The sequence below is a fragment of the Streptomyces sp. NPDC050147 genome (genome assembly GCF_040660195.1).
GTDB lineage: Bacteria > Actinomycetota > Actinomycetes > Streptomycetales > Streptomycetaceae > Streptomyces.
This window is the reverse complement of the sequence record NZ_JBFALJ010000021.1, coordinates 1-15,900: the sequence shown is the minus strand read 5'-3', so window position 1 is coordinate 15,900 and position 15,900 is coordinate 1. Positions and strand designations below refer to the sequence as shown.

Sequence of the window (15,900 nt, the reverse complement as noted above, 5' to 3'; positions counted from 1 at the left end):
GATGGCCCTCATCGATCGTGCGGGCAAGAGCCGCGCCTTCGCCTGGCTGGACCGGCCCGGCGATGAACTCCTCTTCTACATACGGGCGGTGATCTGGATCCCGCGCGCCGTGCGCCGCTACCCCAAGGAGATCCAGCGGCTCCTCGCCGAGGTCGCCTTCGGCAGCGGCGGGCTCGGGGTGATCGGCGGCACCGTCGGCGTGATGATCGGCATCACCGTCTTCACCGGCACCGTCGTGGGCCTCCAGGGGTACGCCGCCCTCAGTCAGATCGGCACCGACGCGTTCACCGGATTCCTCTCCGCCTACTTCAACACCCGTGAGATCGGCCCGCTCGTCGCCGCCCTGTCCCTGTCGACCACCGTCGGCGCGGGCTTCACCGCGCAGCTCGGCGCGATGCGCATCAGCGAAGAGGTCGACGCCCTGGAGAGCATGGGCGTGCGCTCCACCCCCTTCCTCGTCTCCACCCGCGTCGTGGCCGGCGTGATCGCGATCATCCCGCTGTACGGCATCGGTCTCCTCGGCTCCTATCTGGCCTCACGGGCGACGACCGTGCTGTTCAACTCCCAGTCCACGGGAACGTACGACCACTACTTCCATCTCTTTCTGGTCCCGGCGGACGTGCTCCTGTCGTTCCTCAAGGTGCTGGTCTTCAGCGTCCTGGTGATCCTCGCGCACTGCTACTACGGCTTCCGGGCCTCGGGCGGGCCGGCCGGGGTCGGGGTGGCCGTCGGCCGTTCGGTGCGGACCGCGATCGTCCTCATCAGCGTCACCGACTTCTTCCTCAGCCTGGCGCTCTGGGGCGCCACGACCACGGTGAAGGTGGCCGGATGAGCGCCCCGCCCAAGGCCCCGATTCGCGTGCGCCCGGCACCGGCGGCACGCACCCGGCCCACGGAGGGCGCCCTCGCCCGCCGCAGACGGCTCGCCGGAGTGGTGTATCTCATCGTGCCCGCCCTGCTGGTCTGGCTGTCGATCGCGGTGTACGAGAAGGAGTTCACGGACTTTGCGACCGTCGTCGTCGAGACGGGACGAGTCGGCAGCGAGATGCACCCGAGCGCCGAGGTCAAGCTGCGCGGTGTCGTCATCGGCGAGGTCGACAGGATCGACACGGACGGCCGCACCGCCCGGCTCACCCTCGCCCTGCGGCCGGACCGGATCGGCCGGGTCCCCTCCGATGTGCAGGCGCAGTTGCTGCCCACCACGCTCTTCGGACAGCGGTACGTCGCCCTCGTACCGCCCGCCCGTCCCTCGGCGCAGCCGCTCGCCGCGGGCAGTGTCATCCCACAGGACCGCAGCCGCAGCGCCATCGAGCTGGAGCAGGTGCTCGACAATCTGCTGCCCCTGCTGACCGCCGTACAGCCACAGAAGCTGTCGGCCACGCTGTCGGCGCTCGCCCAGGCCCTGGAGGGGCGGGGCGAGAAGATCGGCGACTCGATGGTGGCGCTCGACGGCTATCTCAAGGACTTCAACCCCCACCTGCCGTCCCTGAACCGGGACATCAAGGAGCTCGTCGAGCTGAGCGACACCTACGCCGAGGCAGCCCCCGACCTCGTCGACGCGCTGCACGACGCCACCACCACGAGCGCCACGCTCGCCGCGCAGCGGGCCGAGCTGTCCACGCTGTACGCCTCCGTCACCAGCAGCTCACAGGAGGCCGGCAGCTGGCTGCGCGCCAACCGGGCCAACCTCATCCGGCTGACCGCGACGAGCCGCCCGACCCTGGAGATCCTCGCGCGGTACGCGCCCGCGTTCCCCTGCACCCTGCGTACGGTCGCCGACTTCGTCCCGGCGATGGACGCCGCCCTCGGCAAGGGCACGGACCGGCCGGGCCTGCGCGTCGATGTGCGGGTCGTGCCCTCGCGCGGCGCGTACGTGCCGGGCCGGGACACGCCCCGCTACGACGCGGGTGGCGGGCCGCGCTGCTATCCCGTCCCCTACACGGGCGGCTCGAACGCCGCGCGGCAGAGCACGGCCACCACCCTGAGCGGGGTGTCCGGCGGGCTCGGTGTGGCCAACTCGCCCCAGGAGAACAGTCTTGTCACCGAACTTCTCGGCGCACCGGACCAGGCCCGCGGCGGCCCCCTGCCCGACTGGTCGAGCGTGCTCGCCGGGCCGGCCTTTCGAGGGGCGGAGGTGAAGCTGAAGTGAGCGGACAGCGCAGTCTGACCGGGCCCGCCGTCAAGTCGCTGATCTTCATCGTGGTGACCGCTCTGGCCACCACCGTGCTCGCCCTGAGCGTCGCGGGCACCGATGTCGACCGGACCCACGGTTACCGGGCCTGGTTCACCGATGCCACCGGGCTCAACGAGGGCGACTCGGTGCGGATCGCCGGGGTGAAGGTGGGCCAGGTGGAGTCGATCGAGATCGTCCAACGCCGGTATGCCCAGGTCGCGTTCACCCTGGACGAGGATCGGCGGATGCCTGCCTCGGCGACGGCGTCCATCAAGTACCTGAACATGGTCGGGCAGCGCTTCGTCGATCTGCGCCGTGGCGCCGGACCGGTCGGCCGCACCCTGAATCCGGGGCAGACCATTCCGCTGAGCCGTACCACTCCGGCGCTCGATCTGACCCAGCTCTTCAACGGGTTCCAGCCGCTGATGCAGGGCCTGTCACCGGGGGAGAGCAATCGGCTCGCGGCGTCGATCGTGCAGGTTCTGCAGGGCGAGGGCGGCACCGTCGAGAGCCTGCTGCGGACCGTTGGTTCGCTGACCACCACGGTCGCCGCCAAGGACCGGGTGATCGGGGAGGTCATCGGCAACCTCAACCAGGTCCTCAAGACCGTCAACACCCGCCAGAAGGGGTTCACCGAACTCATCGGCACGGTCGAGGAACTGGTCTCCGGGTTCGCCACCGACCGCAAGACCGTCGGCCGGTCCATCGGCTCGCTCGCCAAGCTCAGCGTGAGCACGGCGGACCTGTTCGGGGAGAGCCGGGCACCCCTCAAGGACGGCATCCGCGATCTGGGGCGGGTGTCCCAGACCCTCGCCGACCATGCGCCGCTGGTCGAGAACTTCCTCGAGAAGACCCCGCAGAAGATGGCCGCCGTCTCCCGGACGGCGTCGTACGGCTCCTGGCTGAACCTCTATCTCTGCGAGGCGAAGCTCAGCGGCGTCTCCACCTACGACGGCAGCCCGCCGCCGACCGGGCTCGCGATCAAGGATGCGAGGTGCCGGGCATGAAACTCGCCAGATTGAAGCTGCCCCGACGGCGGCTGCCCCGATTGCGGCGTCCCCGGCTCAAGCCCATCGGTGAGCGCAATCCGGCGGCCGTCGCCCTGGCCGGGCTCCTTGCCATGACTCTCATCGGGCTGCTCGCCTACAACGCCGAATCGCTGCCCGTCATCGGCGGCGGCACCCGCTACACCGCCGACTTCAGGGATTCCGCGGGGCTCAAGGCGGGCGACGAGGTGCGGATCGCCGGTGTACGCGTCGGCCAGGTGGAAGGCGTTGCCCTGGACGGTCCGAAGGTGAAGGTGACCTTCGAGGTGAAGGACGTCTGGATCGGCGACCGCAGCACCATCGGCATCGCCATCAAGACCCTCCTGGGCGCCAAATACCTGGCGGTCGACCCGCTCGGCAGCCGCGAGCAGGCTCCCGGCAAGCGCATCCCGGCGGCCCGTACCACCTCCCCGTACGACGTGATGGAAGCCTTCAACGGCCTGAGCCGCACGGTAGGAGAACTCGACGAGGACCAGCTCGCCAAGAGCTTCAAGGCCATCTCCGGGACGTTCCGGGACACCCCGCCGCACGTCCGCAAGGCCATGACGGGACTGGCCGGGCTCTCCCGGACGATCTCCACGCGCAATGACGAGCTGTCCGAACTCCTCGGTGGGTCGGCCCAGTTCACCAAGACGGTGAACGGCAAGCAGAAGCAGTTCGAGCGGCTGCTCGACAACGGCAACCTGCTCCTTGAAGAGGTACGTCACCGCCGTGACGCCATCCATGGACTGCTCACCGGCGCCCGCGACCTGGGCACGGAGCTCGGCGGCCTCGTCGACGACAACGAGCGGCAACTGGGCCCGACGCTCGGCGCGCTCGACCGGGTCACCGACGTCCTCGCCAAGAACAAGAAGAACCTCGACAAGGCCCTCGCCGCTGCCGGGCCCTACTACCGGCTCGTCGGCAACACCCTCGGCAGCGGACGCTGGATGGACGGCTACATGTGCGGCCTCGTCCCCAAGGACTATCTGCCCGCGGGCACGGGCCCGGCCACCGGGTGCATGCCGCCGAAGCGCGGAGGCGGACGCTGATGCCCCGCACCTCGACGCACATCCGCGCACGCGGCGGACGGCTCCTGGTCGTCCTCATCGTGCTCGCCCTGCTCGCGGCGGCCGGGATCGCCGGGGGGACGACCCTGGCCCGCGGTGGGGACGGCAAGCGCATCACCGCCTACTTCGACCGGGCCGTCGCCGTGCACGAGGGGTCCGACCTCAGGGTGCTCGGGGTCAGGGTCGGCAGCGTCGACGAGATCCGGCCCCAGGGCAGACAGGTACGGGTGCGGCTCAACCTGGACGAAGGAGTGGAGGTGCCTGCCCAGGTGCGGGCTGTCGTGGTCGCGCCCAGCGTCGTGTCCGGGCGGTTCGTGCAGCTCAGCCCCGCCTACAGCAGCGGCCCGCGGATCCGCGACGGCGCCGTCATCGACGCCGGGCACACGGCGACCCCGGTCGAGGTCGACGAACTCGTGCAGAGCGTCACTGAGTTGAGCGACGCCCTCGGTCCCGACGGCGCGAACAAGAACGGCGCGCTCGCCGGTCTTGTCAAGGCCGGAGCGGAGAACCTCGACGGCAACGGCAAGGACATCGGCGACACCATCCACCAGCTTGGCGGCGCCTCCGCCGTCCTCAACGGAAACAGCGGCGACCTCGTCGAGACCATCGAGCAGCTGCAGCAGTTCATCAGCATGCTCAAGCGCAAGGACGGCCAAGTGCGGCGCGCCGAGATCCAGCTGTCCAAGGTCGCGGGCTTCCTCGCCGAGGACAAGGACGACCTCGCCGCCGCCCTCAAAGAGCTGGGCACCGCACTGGGCCAGGTCAAGGGCTTCATCAGAGACAACCGCGGACGCCTCAAGTCGAACGTCGACAAGCTGGCGGGTCTCACCCGGTCCGTCGTCGACCAGCGGGCGTCGGTCGCCGAGGCCCTGGACGCCCTGCCGCTGGCCGCCGCCAACCTCGGCCAGGCGTACAACCCACGCACCCGAACCATCGACGGCCGCGCCAATATGAACGAACTTGCCGCGGCGCCAGACACCCGGAGCAGCGGCGCCGAAGACCTCGCCGCCGTCCCGCAGGGCCGGATCAAGACCCTGCCCGCCCTGCCCCTGCCGCCGGTCGGCACCGTGTACGGCACGCCCGCCGACACGGCCGACGCAGAGGGTGCGGACCACGCCGGGGGAGACAGGTCATGAAGCGCCGCACCGCACGTATCGCCCTCGGCCTCTGTCTCACCGTGACACTCGGAGGTCTCGTCCTGAGCACCGGCGGCATCCCCGAGTTCGACGGCCTCCAGGACCTGCCGCTGCCCGGCGGTGCCGACCTCGGTGACCATCCGTACGAGATCACCGCCGAGTTCCGGGACGTCGTCAGCCTCTTCCCGCACTCCGCGGTCAAGGTCAACGATGTCGAGGTCGGCCGCGTGACCCGGATCGCGCTGGCCGACGACGGCTGGACCGCACGCGTCACCCTGAAGGTCAACGGCGGCGTACACCTGCCCGCCAACGCCTACGCCAACCTCGAGCAGTCCAGCCTCCTCGGTGAGAAGTACGTCCAGCTCGCCGCTCCCGACGACATGCGGGCCCGCCCCGACCTCCAGGGCGCCAGGGCCGGCACGAAGGGGGTGTACGGGAAGAACCACGGACGGCTGCACGACGGAGCCGTCATCCCCGTCGCCCGCACCAACCGCAACCCCGAGGTCGAGGAGGTCTTCGGCGCCCTGTCGATGCTCCTCAGCGGCGGCGGCGTACAGCAGATCCAGACCATCTCAGGCGAACTCAACAAGGCGCTCGGCGGCAACGAACCCAAGATCCGCTCTCTGCTGCGGCAGATCAACACCACCGCGAAGAGCCTCGACAAGAACAAGAAGCACATCACCGCCGCCCTTGACGGCATGAACCGGCTCTCCACCACGCTCGCCACCCGCGACCGCAAGATCGGCGAAATCCTGCGGGACCTCCCACCCGGCCTGAAGGTGCTCAGCGACCAGCGCACCTCGCTCGTCACCATGCTGCGCGCTCTCGACTCGCTCTCGACGGTCGCCGTCGACACCGTCGACCGCACCAAGGCCGACCTCGTGGCCGACCTCAAGGCCCTCGCCCCGGTCCTGAAGAACCTCGCCGACGCGGGAGCCGATCTGCCCGAGTCGCTACAGGTGATGTTCACCTATCCGTTCACGGACGAGGTGCTCACCGGGGTGAAGGGCGACTACCTCAACGTCTATCTCAAGATCGCGGCGGCACCCGGCACGGAGATCGTGCCGCCGGTCCGCGGGGGCGGCGCCGCAACGCGCCCGTCGCTGCCGCTGCCCGCGGTCACCAGCGACCCGGGAGGCGACTCCTAGTGCTCACCCTCTCCACCCACCTCAAGAACCTCACCTTCCTCGTCCTCGGCGCCGTCGTCCTCGCGTACATCGCCGTGACGTACGCGGATCTCGGGCGGTACGTCGGCGCCCGCGACTACTACACGGTCAAGGTCGAACTCGCCGAGGCCGGAGGCCTGTTCAGCCATGGCAACGTCACTTACCGGGGCGTCGACGTCGGCCGGGTCGAAGCCGTCGAGCTGACGGCCGACGGAGTCCAGGCTCGCATCCGCATCGACGAATCCGCACCGAAGATCCCCAGTGACCTGGTGGCGAAGGTAGCCAACCTCTCGGCGGTCGGCGAGCAGTACCTCGATCTGAGCCCGCGCACCGACACCGGGCCCTACCTCGCCGAAGGGTCGGTGGTCCCCAGGCAGGCGACGCGGACGCCCGCGCCGGTCACCGACGTCCTCACCAGCATCGACCGGCTCGCCTCCTCGGTCGACACCCATGCGCTGCGTACGGTCGTCGACGAGCTCGGCAAGAGCTTCGCGGGGCGCGGGCAGGACCTGCAGATCCTCATCGACACCGGCAGCGAATTCATCCGGGCGGCGAACAAGTCGCTGCCCGCCACCTCCAAGCTCCTCATCGACGGCGAGACGGTGCTGCGCACCCAGAACGAACAGTCCGAAGCCCTGAAGTCCTTCGCGAGCGGCACCGCCGAACTCGCCGCGCAGCTGAAGAAGTCCGATCCCGACCTGCGCCGCCTCATCGCCGAAACTCCCGACGCGGCAACCCAGTTCACGGCCCTGCTGCGGGACACCGACCCCGGGTTCAGCGTCATGCTCGCCAATCTTGTCACCACCTCCGAGCTCCTGGTGACCCGCCAGCGCGGCACCCGTGAACTGATGGTGCGCATCCCGCAGGTCGCCGCCGCCGGAGCCACCGCCATCGGCCCGGGCGGGGTGCGCTTCGGCATGGTCACCACCTTCTTCAAGCCGCTGCCCTGCACCGCCGGATACGGCTCCACCACCTACCGCAACGGCCTCGACACCTCACCGGCCCCCACCAACACCGAGGCCGCCTGCACCGCGAGCTCCGGCAGCGGCCAGAACGTACGCGGCTCCGGCAACGCACCGCGCGGCAGCGTGCCCGACCCCGCGCGGCCGGGTTCGAGCGGGCTCGGCCGGGGCGGCGGGGCGTCGTCCAACAGTCCGGCCGACCTGGGCGGGCTGCTCGGGATGGAGGCGTCATGAGGCAGCGCAGGGCGTGGCTGCTCGCGCTGGTCCTGGCCGCACTGTTCTGCGGCTTCTCGGGGTGGACGTACGCGCGGACGCAGGCCGACGACGATCTGGCCCATGCCCGCGACCGCGATGTCGCCCTGGCCGAGGCCCGCCGCCACATCGGGACCCTGAACAGCATGGACGGTCACGATGTGCGGGCCTCGCTGCGTGCCTGGACCGACGCGGCGGACGGGCCGCTCAAGGACGAGCTGCGGCGCACCGGCGACGACAGCGCCAAGGTCCTCGAACAGGAGGGCACCAGCACCCGCGCCACCGTCACCGACGCGGCGCTCACCGCCCTCGACGCCCGAGCCGGCACGGCGAAGGCCATCGCCACGGTCCGCGTCGAGGTGACCGAGCGCACCGGCAGGTCCACCACCGACCGCAAACGCTTCGAGGCCGGTCTGAAGCACACGGGGGAGAGCTGGAAACTCAGCTCTCTGACGGCACTCGCGGCGGGTTCGCGGTGAGCGGCACGCAGCGCGTCCTCGCCAGGCTCGCACTCACCGCCCTGCTCCTGGTCGGCGGCGGCCTCCTGGTCCTCACCGACAGGGCCGCGCACGCCCCGGCGGCCGCCAACCACGCGCTGACCGACAGCGAGCAGACCCGACAGGTCATCGGCGACGTGAGCGACGCACTCGCCGCGGTCTTCACCTACACACCCAACGACCTGGCCACCACCGAGCGCCGCGCGCGTGACGTGCTGCGCGGCACGGCGGCCAAGGACTACCGGAACCTGATCGGCAAGCTCCGCCGGCAGGTACGGACCCAGAAGCTGTCGCTCACCACTCAGGTCGTACGCGCCGGAGTCGTCGACCTCACCGGCGATCGCGCGCAGCTCCTGGTCTTCCTCGACCAGCGGGCCGAGCGCGAGGGCGCCAAGGCGACCACCGCGGCCGCCCAGCTCTCGGTCAGGGCGCACCTGGACGACGGCCGTTGGGTGATCACCGACATCAAGGCCCGTTGAAGGCCCGTCAGGGGAGAGGGACATGGCACGTTCGGCACGTACGACATCCCGAAGCGGTACGAAACTCACGCTCGCCTCGACGGCGGCCGCCTTCGCCCTGGGCTTCGCCACCTGGACGGGCTCGTCCTGGTACGTGGCGGCCCATGACGACTCCGCGGCGTTCGCGGAGACCCGCGACAAGGTCCTCGCGGCGGGCGAGCAGGCCGTCCAGAACATGAACACCCTCGACCATCGCGACCTCGAGCACGGCCTCGACACCTGGGAGCAGTCCGCCACCGGAGACCTCCTCGACGAACTGCGCAAGGGCAGGCCCGAGTTCGAGAAGCACGTGCGCACCGCTCGCACGGTCACCACGGCCGAGGTGCTGTCCGGGGCCGTGACCGAACTGGACGAACGCGAGGGCCGGGCCGGTGTCCTGATCGCGGTACGCATCACGGTCGACCCGCCGAAGAAGAAGCCGAGCACCAAGGAGAGCCGGCTGCTCGGCGAACTCACCCGCACCGACGAGGGCTGGAAGCTGAGCGGGCTCGGCCAGGCCCCCGCGGGCGAGCAGCCCACCGAAACTCCGTCCGACTGAGGGGCCCATCCATGTCGACGACACGCCATCTGGTGAACCGGCAGCGGCGGTTGACCGCGGCCTCGACTCAGGAGACACGTACGCAGGCGCCGCGGGAGCCGCGACCAGAACCTCGCAAGGCCCGGAAGCGGACCGCCCGCGGATCGGTGCCCTGGCCGCTGCTGCTCGCGCTGCTCGCCGTACTGGCCGGGGCCTTCGCCGCCCTTGCCCACACTCGGGCCGAGAGCCTGCGCGCCGCCCCCGCCCTGCGCAACGCGGCGCTCACCGACATGGCCCGTACCGCCGAGGTGAAGGGCGCGGTCGGCCAGGCCGTCGACGCGGTCTTCTCCTACGACCACACGGATCCCGGCCGCACCAGGAAGGCCGCGGCCGAGCACCTCACCGGCAAGGCGGTCGGCCAGCACAAGGAGATGCTCGCGCGGGTCCGCGCCGACGGGGGCAAGCAGAAGCTCGTTCTCAGCACCACCGTCACGCACAGCGGAGTGGAGGCCATCGACGGCGACCGGGCCCGGGTCCTGGTCTTCGCCGACCAGAGCAACACCAGCACCGCCAAGAGCGGAGCGGCCACCTACGCCTCCGCGATGTTCGCCGTGGACGTGGCCCACCGGGGCGGGACCTGGCGCATCGCGAACATCGACACATTCAGCCGGTGAAGACGAAGGAGATACAGGGATGAGCAAGTTCAGAATCGGCAGGGTCGCCGTGCTCGTGGCCGCCACCGTCACCATCGCGGTGCCCATCACGGGGTGCAGTTCACACGTCGACGACGGGCCGAAGGTCGACTGGGCCTCGGGCGTCTGCGACAGCGTGCAGGACGTCGGGTCCCAGCTGACGCTCCCCACCGCGGACCAGAAGGACGCCAAGAAGTACTACTCCGAGGTCGTCACTTTCCTGGACGCGCTCGGCAGCCAACTCGGGGCCCTTGACAAGAAGGTGCGACGCGACGGTGCTCCGCCTGTCGACGGCGGCACCGCCGCGTACAAGAAGGCACTCGCCAACCTCGGCGACGCCCGCAGCAGCCTCGCCGACACCACTGCGAAGCTCAAGGACGCCAAGGTCGTCGACGAGAAGTCGCTGAAGGCAGCGCTGCAGAAGGCCGGCGCGGGCATGGACAAAGTGACCGCCTACCAGGGCCCCGCCCATGATTTCCGCGCCGACCCCGCGCTCCGGAAGGCCTTCGACGAGGCACCGGAGTGCGCGAACCTGCCCGGAGCCGGTGCCTCGGCGTCGCCCGCCGCGCCCTGAGCCTGACATGAGGAGGCCCCTGCCGGAGTGTGTGGCAGGGGCCTCCTCGTACGGGGAACTACTTCTTGTAGGTGAGGTCCATGTCGATGGTGTTGCCGGGTCCTGAGGTGAAGGCGCTGATCATGTCGTTGAGGCCGCCGCAGCCCTTGAGGCCGGGCAGGGTGTAGGTGCCCTTGAGCTTGCCGCCCTTGTAGGGCTGGAAGCGGCCTTCGCCGGCGAGGTCGATCTTGGCGGGCTCGACGGTCTTGCAGTCGGCGCCGCCGCCGATGGGCAGGCCGAAGACGTTCACGCCGGTGAGTTTGACGTACATCTCGGAGTGCGACTTCAGGCTGCCCGCGGTGTCGAGGGTCCCCGTTGTCTTCGCCGTCTGGTCGAAGGCGATGTCCGCGGTCGTGGGCAGGAAGCCGAGGATCGTGAACTGGCCCTTGGTGTGGTCGAGGTGGAGATCGGCGTCGAAGGTGCCCTTGTCCAGGTCGTAGCGGGTGTCGATGCCACCGGCCAGCGGGGCGGTGCCGTTGGCCGCCTTGATGAACGAGCTGCCCTTGATGCCGAAGCTCAGCGGTACCGGCTCGCCGCCCGGGTCCGTCGTGGCCGGTTCGACCTGGATGGTGTGCAGTGTCTTGTTCTGGTCGGCCGGATCGAGCGTGCATTCGGTCTCGAAGGTGTCAAGGCCCGTCTTGTCGCCGGCCTTGTCCCGTGGAGTCATCGTCAGGAGCAGGCTGTTGACGTCGACCTTCACGCTGCCGGGCTGCCGGAACGTCAGCGGCGGGGCCTGGCCGGTCGCGGTGACCTCGAAGTCGGCGGGCGGGTTCGGCAAGGGCTTGTTCGGGATGGTGTTGTCGATGCCGATGTTCAGCGGGCCCTGAGGCATGTGGACGGTCACGTCCGCGGTGGCGACGCCTTCGAGGGTGTCGCCGCCGACCGTGCGCAGCGCGGCGGCGGCCTTCCCGCTGACCTTGGACACCGAGGTGATCTGGAAGGCGGGGACCCGCTCGCCGACCTTCACACGGGTTGGCAGGTCCGCCTTGATGACGACTGTGAGCGGATCCTCCTCCATGATCGGGAAGACGCACTTGTACGTCTGGGTCAGGGACACCGGGTCCGCGGCGGCCGGCGGGCCGGAGGCGACACCGGTCAGCCCGGCGAGCAGCAGTACGGCGGGGGCGGCCCGCCACGGTATGGCGCGCGATCTCAGCACTGCCTCTCCAATTCCTGGGGAGTTTCTGGGAGGAACGTCTGGGGGAACGGTCCGGCCCCCCGCCTCGAAGAGGGCGGGGGGCCGGGGCGAACTGCGGACTCACCGCTGGGGGTGGGGCTACTTCTTGTAGGTGAGGTCCATGTCGATGGTGTTGCCGGGTCCTGAGGTGAAGGCGCTGATCATGTCGTTGAGGCCGCCGCAGCCCTTGAGGCCGGGCAGGGTGTAGGTGCCCTTGAGCTTGCCGCCCTTGTAGGGCTGGAAGCGGCCCTCGCTGGCGAGGTCGATCTTGGCGGGCTCGACGGTCTTGCAGTCGGCGCCGCCGCCGATGGGCAGGCCGAAGACGTTCACGCTGGTGAGCTTGACGAACATCTCGGAGTGCGACTTCAGGCTGCCGGACGTGTCCAGCGTGCCGGTGGTCGTCTTGGACTGCTCGAAGGCGATGTCCGCCGTCGTGGGCAGGAATCCCAGGATGGTGAACTGGCCCTTGGTCGGGTTCAGTTTCAGGTCCGCGTCGAAGGTGCCCTTGCTCAGGTCGTAGCGGGTGTCGATGCCGCCCGCCAGCGCGGTGTTGCCGTTGGCGGCCTTGATGAACGACGTGCCCTTGATGTCGAAGTTGAGCTTCACCGGGTCATCGCCCGGCGGGTCGGTGGGCGGGTCGGTCGGGGGATCGGTGGGCGGGTCCGTGGGCGGGTCGGTCGGAGGATCGGTGGGCGGATCGGTGGGCGGGTCCGTGGGATCCGTGCCGTCACTGATGGTCATCGTGTGCAGTGCGGTGGGCTGCCCCGCGTCCAGGGTGCAGTCCGCGGGGAACTCGTCGCCGTTCGGCGGGAGTTGGACCGGGGCGCCGGACGCGTCCCGGGCGATCATGTTGTGCAGCTTGAGGCCCGTCACGTCGAACTTGGCGGTGCCCGCCTTCTCCCAGGTCAGCAGCCCACCTGGTGACTTGCCGGTGGCGGTCACGGTGAACGCGGCCGCCGGGTCGGGGATGTTGGCCTTGGCGACGGTGTTGACCACCTTGATCGGCAGGTTGCCGCCGCCGGCCGGCAAGGTCACCTTCACATCGGCGGTGGCCTTGCCTTCCAGGGTGGTCGCGCCGAGCACACCGAGACCCTGCGCGGCCCGCGCGCTGACCTTGGTGACGGCCTTGATGTCGTACGCGGGGACCGACTCGCCCACCTTCATGGTGGTCGGCATGTCGGCGGTGATCTCAACTTCGATCGGATCGTTGTTGATGATCGGGAACTTGCAGGTGTACTTCTGCGTGAGTTTCACCGGGTCGGCGGCGGCGGAACCACCGCCCAGGCTGACCAGGCCGGAGACGAGGCCGGCGGCCGCCACCACGCTCAGGGCGGTGCGTGCCCTGACTTGTCTCTTGTGCGCTCCCATGAGCTGCCTTTCGGGCTACGTGAATGGGCACGAACGAGCGTCGCTGTCATCTCCCCGATTCCCGACTCGCCGGCCCGCTTGTCCAGGGAATCGGGAGATGCGAAATATGCCGTCGTGAGGGGGAATTGCCTGCCGACTGAATTTCCACAGGCGGCACGGCGGCGTTTCGAATACGTAAACTACTGATGGGTAAGTGGGCGGTCAAGCTCTGCTTCACCCCATCGCCCAAAGGAAGTTGGCGGACCGGGATTTTTGTGACCGAAGTGAGTACGCGATGGTACGTGGGTGACAAATTGCGTAGCCCGCGCCGCATAGCTGCGCCGATCGGGTTGACCGATACCTTACCCCTCAGTACTAATTTCTCGATTGTGTCAATTCTCAGAAGTGAGGTCACGCATGGGAGACCGCATGGGAGAGCAACCGGGAAAAGCCACGGTGAGACTGGCCTGGGGATCAGCCCTGACCGGAGTCGCCGGGGTGTTACTCGCGCTGACCGGTGGCGGAGGCAGCGCGTCCGCGGAGCCGGTGTCGCTCACGCAGAAATACACCTGCAAGTTTCCGATCATCAACAACGACGCCATCGAAGTCGCGATCACCACGGACATGCCCGCCGCCATGAAGGTCGGCGAGTCGGTGCCGGAGTACGACATCAAGGCCGTCACCAAGGTCAGCGCGCGGGCCGCGCAGGGTCTCGGCGTGCTCGGCGCGACCACCCTGGAGGGCAAGGCGACCGCCGATGTCGCCATCACCCAGCCTGGCGGCGACGGCACGTTGCCCATCAAGGTCGTCAATACCGTCGCCAAGGCCGACATCCCCGATCCCGCCGCCGCGTTCGAGGTGACGGCGACCGGCAAGTCGCCGGGCGGGCTGCTGACCTGGGCCAAGGCGGGAGAGGCGGCCTTTGACGTCAAAGGTCTGAAGCTGCACAACATGATCGCTCGGGATGCGGCGGGCAAGCCCGTCCAACTGCCGCCGAACGGCGATGAGTTTGTGGCGGACTGCACCCTCGAGGCGGGCCAGAAGACGCTGCTGCACAAGATGACGATCACGGGCGGAGGCGGTACGGATCCCACGGATCCGCCCACTGATCCGCCCACCGACCCCCCGACCGACCCGCCCACGGACCCGCCCACCGACCCCACCGACTCCGCTGATCCCACGGGCCCGGCGGACGGCGGGGCCACCATCGGCGGCTCGTCGGGTGGCGGCTCGGGCACGAGCGGCGGCTCGGGCGGCTCCGACACCCAGCTCGGTACCGGGGTGACGGGCGGCTCGGGTGCCCTCGCGGCAACCGGCATGTCGGGCATCGGCCTGATGCTGGCGGCGGCAGGCGGCCTCGGCGCCGCCGGCATAGCCGCCTTCCACTATCTGCCGCGGCGCATCAGGAAGGACGAGCAGGCCGCCTGAGGCCGCTGCCGTACAGCACTCGGACTGTCCTCGGTTCCCTCCCGGGACACCCCGTCGTACGACAGCGAAGCGGGCCCGGAGCGACGACTGGCTCCGGGCCCGGGGTCATGCCGTACGGCCTCGTGCCGTACGGGTCAACTCCCCGCGGCGGTACGGGCCCGGCGCCGCCGCACCACCACCCCCATGACCAGGAGAGCCACCACCAGGGCGAGCGTGATGAGCACGCCCCAGTTCACGGTGCGATAGGCCGTGCTCCCGCTCTCCACCAGCTCGCCGGCCTTGTCGCTCGCGGTCAGTTCGACGCTGCCCCAGTCCAGCGGTGGCGGCGCGGCCCACTTCTGTGTCACCCGCACCCGCTGGCCGGGCATCAGCTCGGCCGGCAGCTTTTTGCCCGCGCTGTCGAAGGACGTCCGGCCGAGCAAGCCCTTCGCCTTGAGGTCGACCCTGGGTTCGAGCAGTACGTTTCCGCTGTTGACGAGGGTGTACGTGACGGTGGCGGCCTTGCCGAAGCCGGGCAGCAGCGGAACGTCGTAATGGAACCGGACGTCTGTGACGCGCAGAGCGGGCGCCCGCTCGCCGTTGACGTGGAGGTAGACCCGGGCGCCGACCGCCTGCCGGATGCCGACGCCGGTGCCCTTGGCGCGGGCGACGCGCTTGTCCAGGGCGATGACCGCTCCGGGGTGGTCGCCGGGCGAGGCCGTGCGCGGAACGGCGACGGTGAAGGGCACCGTCGCCTTACCGCCCGCCCGGACGGTGACCTCCGTACGTTTCAGCCGCGTCCACGCCCCGACGGACCGCTGCTTTTCGGCGCGTTCGCGCACGGCGAAGCCGCCGTCGCGCGGGGTGTTGTAGGCATCGGCCGCATAGAGCAGAAAGGTCACCGGCTCCTTGGCGAGGTTGGAGACGGTGACCTTGTCGTGCACGGTGCGCCCCGGATCCGCCTTCATCCGGAAGTACGCCCGGTGCTTCCCGTCGTTCGCGGCCTTCTTGTCGGCGGGGAAGACGGACCAGCGGCCGTTGTCGGCGGCGTACGCGCCCGGTGGCGGGCTCGCGGTGAGCAGGCCGAGCGCCAGGGTCAGCGCGGTGAGGAGCGCGGCAACGCATCTGCGACGCGTCGGCTGCGTACGGACGAAGTTCATGCGGCCCCCAGAGCGATGACATGGAGAAGCGATGGCATGGAGAGACGGAAGCGGCTCGGGCAGGGCGGGGCAACGCCGAAGAGGTGGTCCGGCCGTCGCGCGGCGGCCGGGGCACCCGTCGGGCGGGGGGGTGAGGGCGGGGGGAGGGGGGGGCGGGGCCGCGAGGGCCCGGGCGGCGCGGGGGGCCGG

Annotated in this window: 16 protein-coding genes; 13 read left to right on the top strand and 3 right to left on the bottom strand. The window is 69.8% G+C overall.

Annotation, left to right across the window (positions count from 1 at the left end; genetic code table 11):
• Window position 1 precedes the first annotated feature (1 nt).
• Genes AB0I94_RS28085 through AB0I94_RS28030 form a run of 12 tightly spaced genes read left to right on the top strand, consistent with a single transcriptional unit; the run spans window position 2 to window position 10,581 of the window.
• Window positions 2-832 (top strand): ABC transporter permease, encoded by an 831-nt coding sequence (locus AB0I94_RS28085; protein WP_363312486.1) that lies wholly within the window; start codon window positions 2-4, stop codon window positions 830-832.
• Window positions 829-2,148 (top strand): MCE family protein, encoded by a 1,320-nt coding sequence (locus tag AB0I94_RS28080; RefSeq protein ID WP_363312485.1) that lies wholly within the window; start codon window positions 829-831, stop codon window positions 2,146-2,148. The genes AB0I94_RS28085 and AB0I94_RS28080 overlap by 4 nt, the downstream gene beginning before the upstream one ends.
• Complete coding sequence (locus tag AB0I94_RS28075) at window positions 2,145-3,179, top strand: MCE family protein (RefSeq protein WP_363312484.1); 1,035 nt, start codon at window positions 2,145-2,147, stop codon at window positions 3,177-3,179. Before AB0I94_RS28080 ends, AB0I94_RS28075 begins: the two co-directional genes overlap by 4 nt.
• Window positions 3,176-4,249, top strand: a complete 1,074-nt coding sequence (locus AB0I94_RS28070) for an MCE family protein (RefSeq protein WP_363312483.1) — start codon at window positions 3,176-3,178, stop codon at window positions 4,247-4,249. Before AB0I94_RS28075 ends, AB0I94_RS28070 begins: the two co-directional genes overlap by 4 nt.
• Complete coding sequence (locus tag AB0I94_RS28065; RefSeq protein ID WP_363312482.1) at window positions 4,249-5,403, top strand: MCE family protein; 1,155 nt, start codon at window positions 4,249-4,251, stop codon at window positions 5,401-5,403. Before AB0I94_RS28070 ends, AB0I94_RS28065 begins: the two co-directional genes overlap by 1 nt.
• A complete protein-coding gene (locus AB0I94_RS28060; RefSeq protein ID WP_363312481.1) occupies window positions 5,400-6,551 on the top strand; it encodes an MlaD family protein in 1,152 nt (383 codons plus the stop codon). The genes AB0I94_RS28065 and AB0I94_RS28060 overlap by 4 nt, the downstream gene beginning before the upstream one ends.
• On the top strand, window positions 6,551-7,765 hold the full coding sequence (locus AB0I94_RS28055; RefSeq protein ID WP_363312480.1) for an MlaD family protein: 1,215 nt from the start codon (window positions 6,551-6,553) through the stop codon (window positions 7,763-7,765). Before AB0I94_RS28060 ends, AB0I94_RS28055 begins: the two co-directional genes overlap by 1 nt.
• Window positions 7,762-8,262: a hypothetical protein gene (locus tag AB0I94_RS28050; RefSeq protein ID WP_363312479.1), complete on the top strand. Its 501-nt coding sequence runs from the start codon at window positions 7,762-7,764 to the stop codon at window positions 8,260-8,262. The genes AB0I94_RS28055 and AB0I94_RS28050 overlap by 4 nt, the downstream gene beginning before the upstream one ends.
• Window positions 8,259-8,759 (top strand): hypothetical protein, encoded by a 501-nt coding sequence (locus AB0I94_RS28045; protein ID WP_363312477.1) that lies wholly within the window; start codon window positions 8,259-8,261, stop codon window positions 8,757-8,759. The genes AB0I94_RS28050 and AB0I94_RS28045 overlap by 4 nt, the downstream gene beginning before the upstream one ends.
• 22 nt (window positions 8,760-8,781) lie before the next feature.
• On the top strand, window positions 8,782-9,336 hold the full coding sequence (locus tag AB0I94_RS28040) for a hypothetical protein (RefSeq protein ID WP_363312476.1): 555 nt from the start codon (window positions 8,782-8,784) through the stop codon (window positions 9,334-9,336).
• An 11-nt stretch (window positions 9,337-9,347) separates the two neighbouring features.
• A complete protein-coding gene (locus AB0I94_RS28035; RefSeq protein WP_363312475.1) occupies window positions 9,348-9,989 on the top strand; it encodes a hypothetical protein in 642 nt (213 codons plus the stop codon).
• A 19-nt stretch (window positions 9,990-10,008) separates the two neighbouring features.
• Window positions 10,009-10,581 carry a hypothetical protein gene (locus AB0I94_RS28030; protein WP_363312474.1) on the top strand — a complete coding sequence of 191 codons (573 nt, stop codon included), beginning with the start codon at window positions 10,009-10,011 and terminating at the stop codon, window positions 10,579-10,581.
• A gap of 58 nt (window positions 10,582-10,639) precedes the next feature.
• Here AB0I94_RS28030 and AB0I94_RS28025 read toward each other — a convergent pair whose 3' ends face one another.
• Both AB0I94_RS28025 and AB0I94_RS28020 read right to left on the bottom strand, forming a co-directional pair.
• Window positions 10,640-11,779, bottom strand: a complete 1,140-nt coding sequence (locus AB0I94_RS28025) for a DUF6801 domain-containing protein (RefSeq protein WP_363312473.1) — start codon at window positions 11,777-11,779, stop codon at window positions 10,640-10,642.
• A 117-nt stretch (window positions 11,780-11,896) separates the two neighbouring features.
• Window positions 11,897-13,165 carry a DUF6801 domain-containing protein gene (locus AB0I94_RS28020; RefSeq protein ID WP_363312472.1) on the bottom strand — a complete coding sequence of 423 codons (1,269 nt, stop codon included), beginning with the start codon at window positions 13,163-13,165 and terminating at the stop codon, window positions 11,897-11,899.
• 408 nt (window positions 13,166-13,573) lie between these two features.
• Between AB0I94_RS28020 and AB0I94_RS28015 the strand changes: the two genes are divergently transcribed.
• Window positions 13,574-14,572 (top strand): DUF6801 domain-containing protein, encoded by a 999-nt coding sequence (locus AB0I94_RS28015; protein ID WP_363312471.1) that lies wholly within the window; start codon window positions 13,574-13,576, stop codon window positions 14,570-14,572.
• A 134-nt stretch (window positions 14,573-14,706) separates the two neighbouring features.
• On the opposite strand, the gene AB0I94_RS28010 is transcribed toward AB0I94_RS28015, so the two are convergent.
• The gene (locus AB0I94_RS28010; RefSeq protein ID WP_363312470.1) at window positions 14,707-15,711 is read right to left on the bottom strand and encodes a DUF916 domain-containing protein; all 1,005 of its coding nucleotides are present in this window, start codon (window positions 15,709-15,711) and stop codon (window positions 14,707-14,709) included.
• Window positions 15,712-15,900: the final 189 nt, after the last annotated feature.

Bases quoted from the DNA above. Each gene is read 5' to 3' on its own strand.
- AB0I94_RS28020 (WP_363312472.1), bottom strand. From the start codon at position 13,165: ATGGGAGCGCACAAGAGACAAGTCAGGGCACGCACCGCCCTGAGCGTG.
- AB0I94_RS28070 (WP_363312483.1), top strand. From the start codon at position 3,176: ATGAAACTCGCCAGATTGAAGCTGCCCCGACGGCGGCTGCCCCGATTG.
- AB0I94_RS28080 (WP_363312485.1), top strand. From the start codon at position 829: ATGAGCGCCCCGCCCAAGGCCCCGATTCGCGTGCGCCCGGCACCGGCG.
- AB0I94_RS28060 (WP_363312481.1), top strand. From the start codon at position 5,400: ATGAAGCGCCGCACCGCACGTATCGCCCTCGGCCTCTGTCTCACCGTG.
- AB0I94_RS28015 (WP_363312471.1), top strand. From the start codon at position 13,574: ATGGGAGAGCAACCGGGAAAAGCCACGGTGAGACTGGCCTGGGGATCA.
- AB0I94_RS28050 (WP_363312479.1), top strand. From the start codon at position 7,762: ATGAGGCAGCGCAGGGCGTGGCTGCTCGCGCTGGTCCTGGCCGCACTG.
- AB0I94_RS28085 (WP_363312486.1), top strand. From the start codon at position 2: ATGGCCCTCATCGATCGTGCGGGCAAGAGCCGCGCCTTCGCCTGGCTG.
- AB0I94_RS28065 (WP_363312482.1), top strand. From the start codon at position 4,249: ATGCCCCGCACCTCGACGCACATCCGCGCACGCGGCGGACGGCTCCTG.
- AB0I94_RS28040 (WP_363312476.1), top strand. From the start codon at position 8,782: ATGGCACGTTCGGCACGTACGACATCCCGAAGCGGTACGAAACTCACG.
- AB0I94_RS28010 (WP_363312470.1), bottom strand. From the start codon at position 15,711: ATGAACTTCGTCCGTACGCAGCCGACGCGTCGCAGATGCGTTGCCGCG.
- AB0I94_RS28035 (WP_363312475.1), top strand. From the start codon at position 9,348: ATGTCGACGACACGCCATCTGGTGAACCGGCAGCGGCGGTTGACCGCG.
- AB0I94_RS28030 (WP_363312474.1), top strand. From the start codon at position 10,009: ATGAGCAAGTTCAGAATCGGCAGGGTCGCCGTGCTCGTGGCCGCCACC.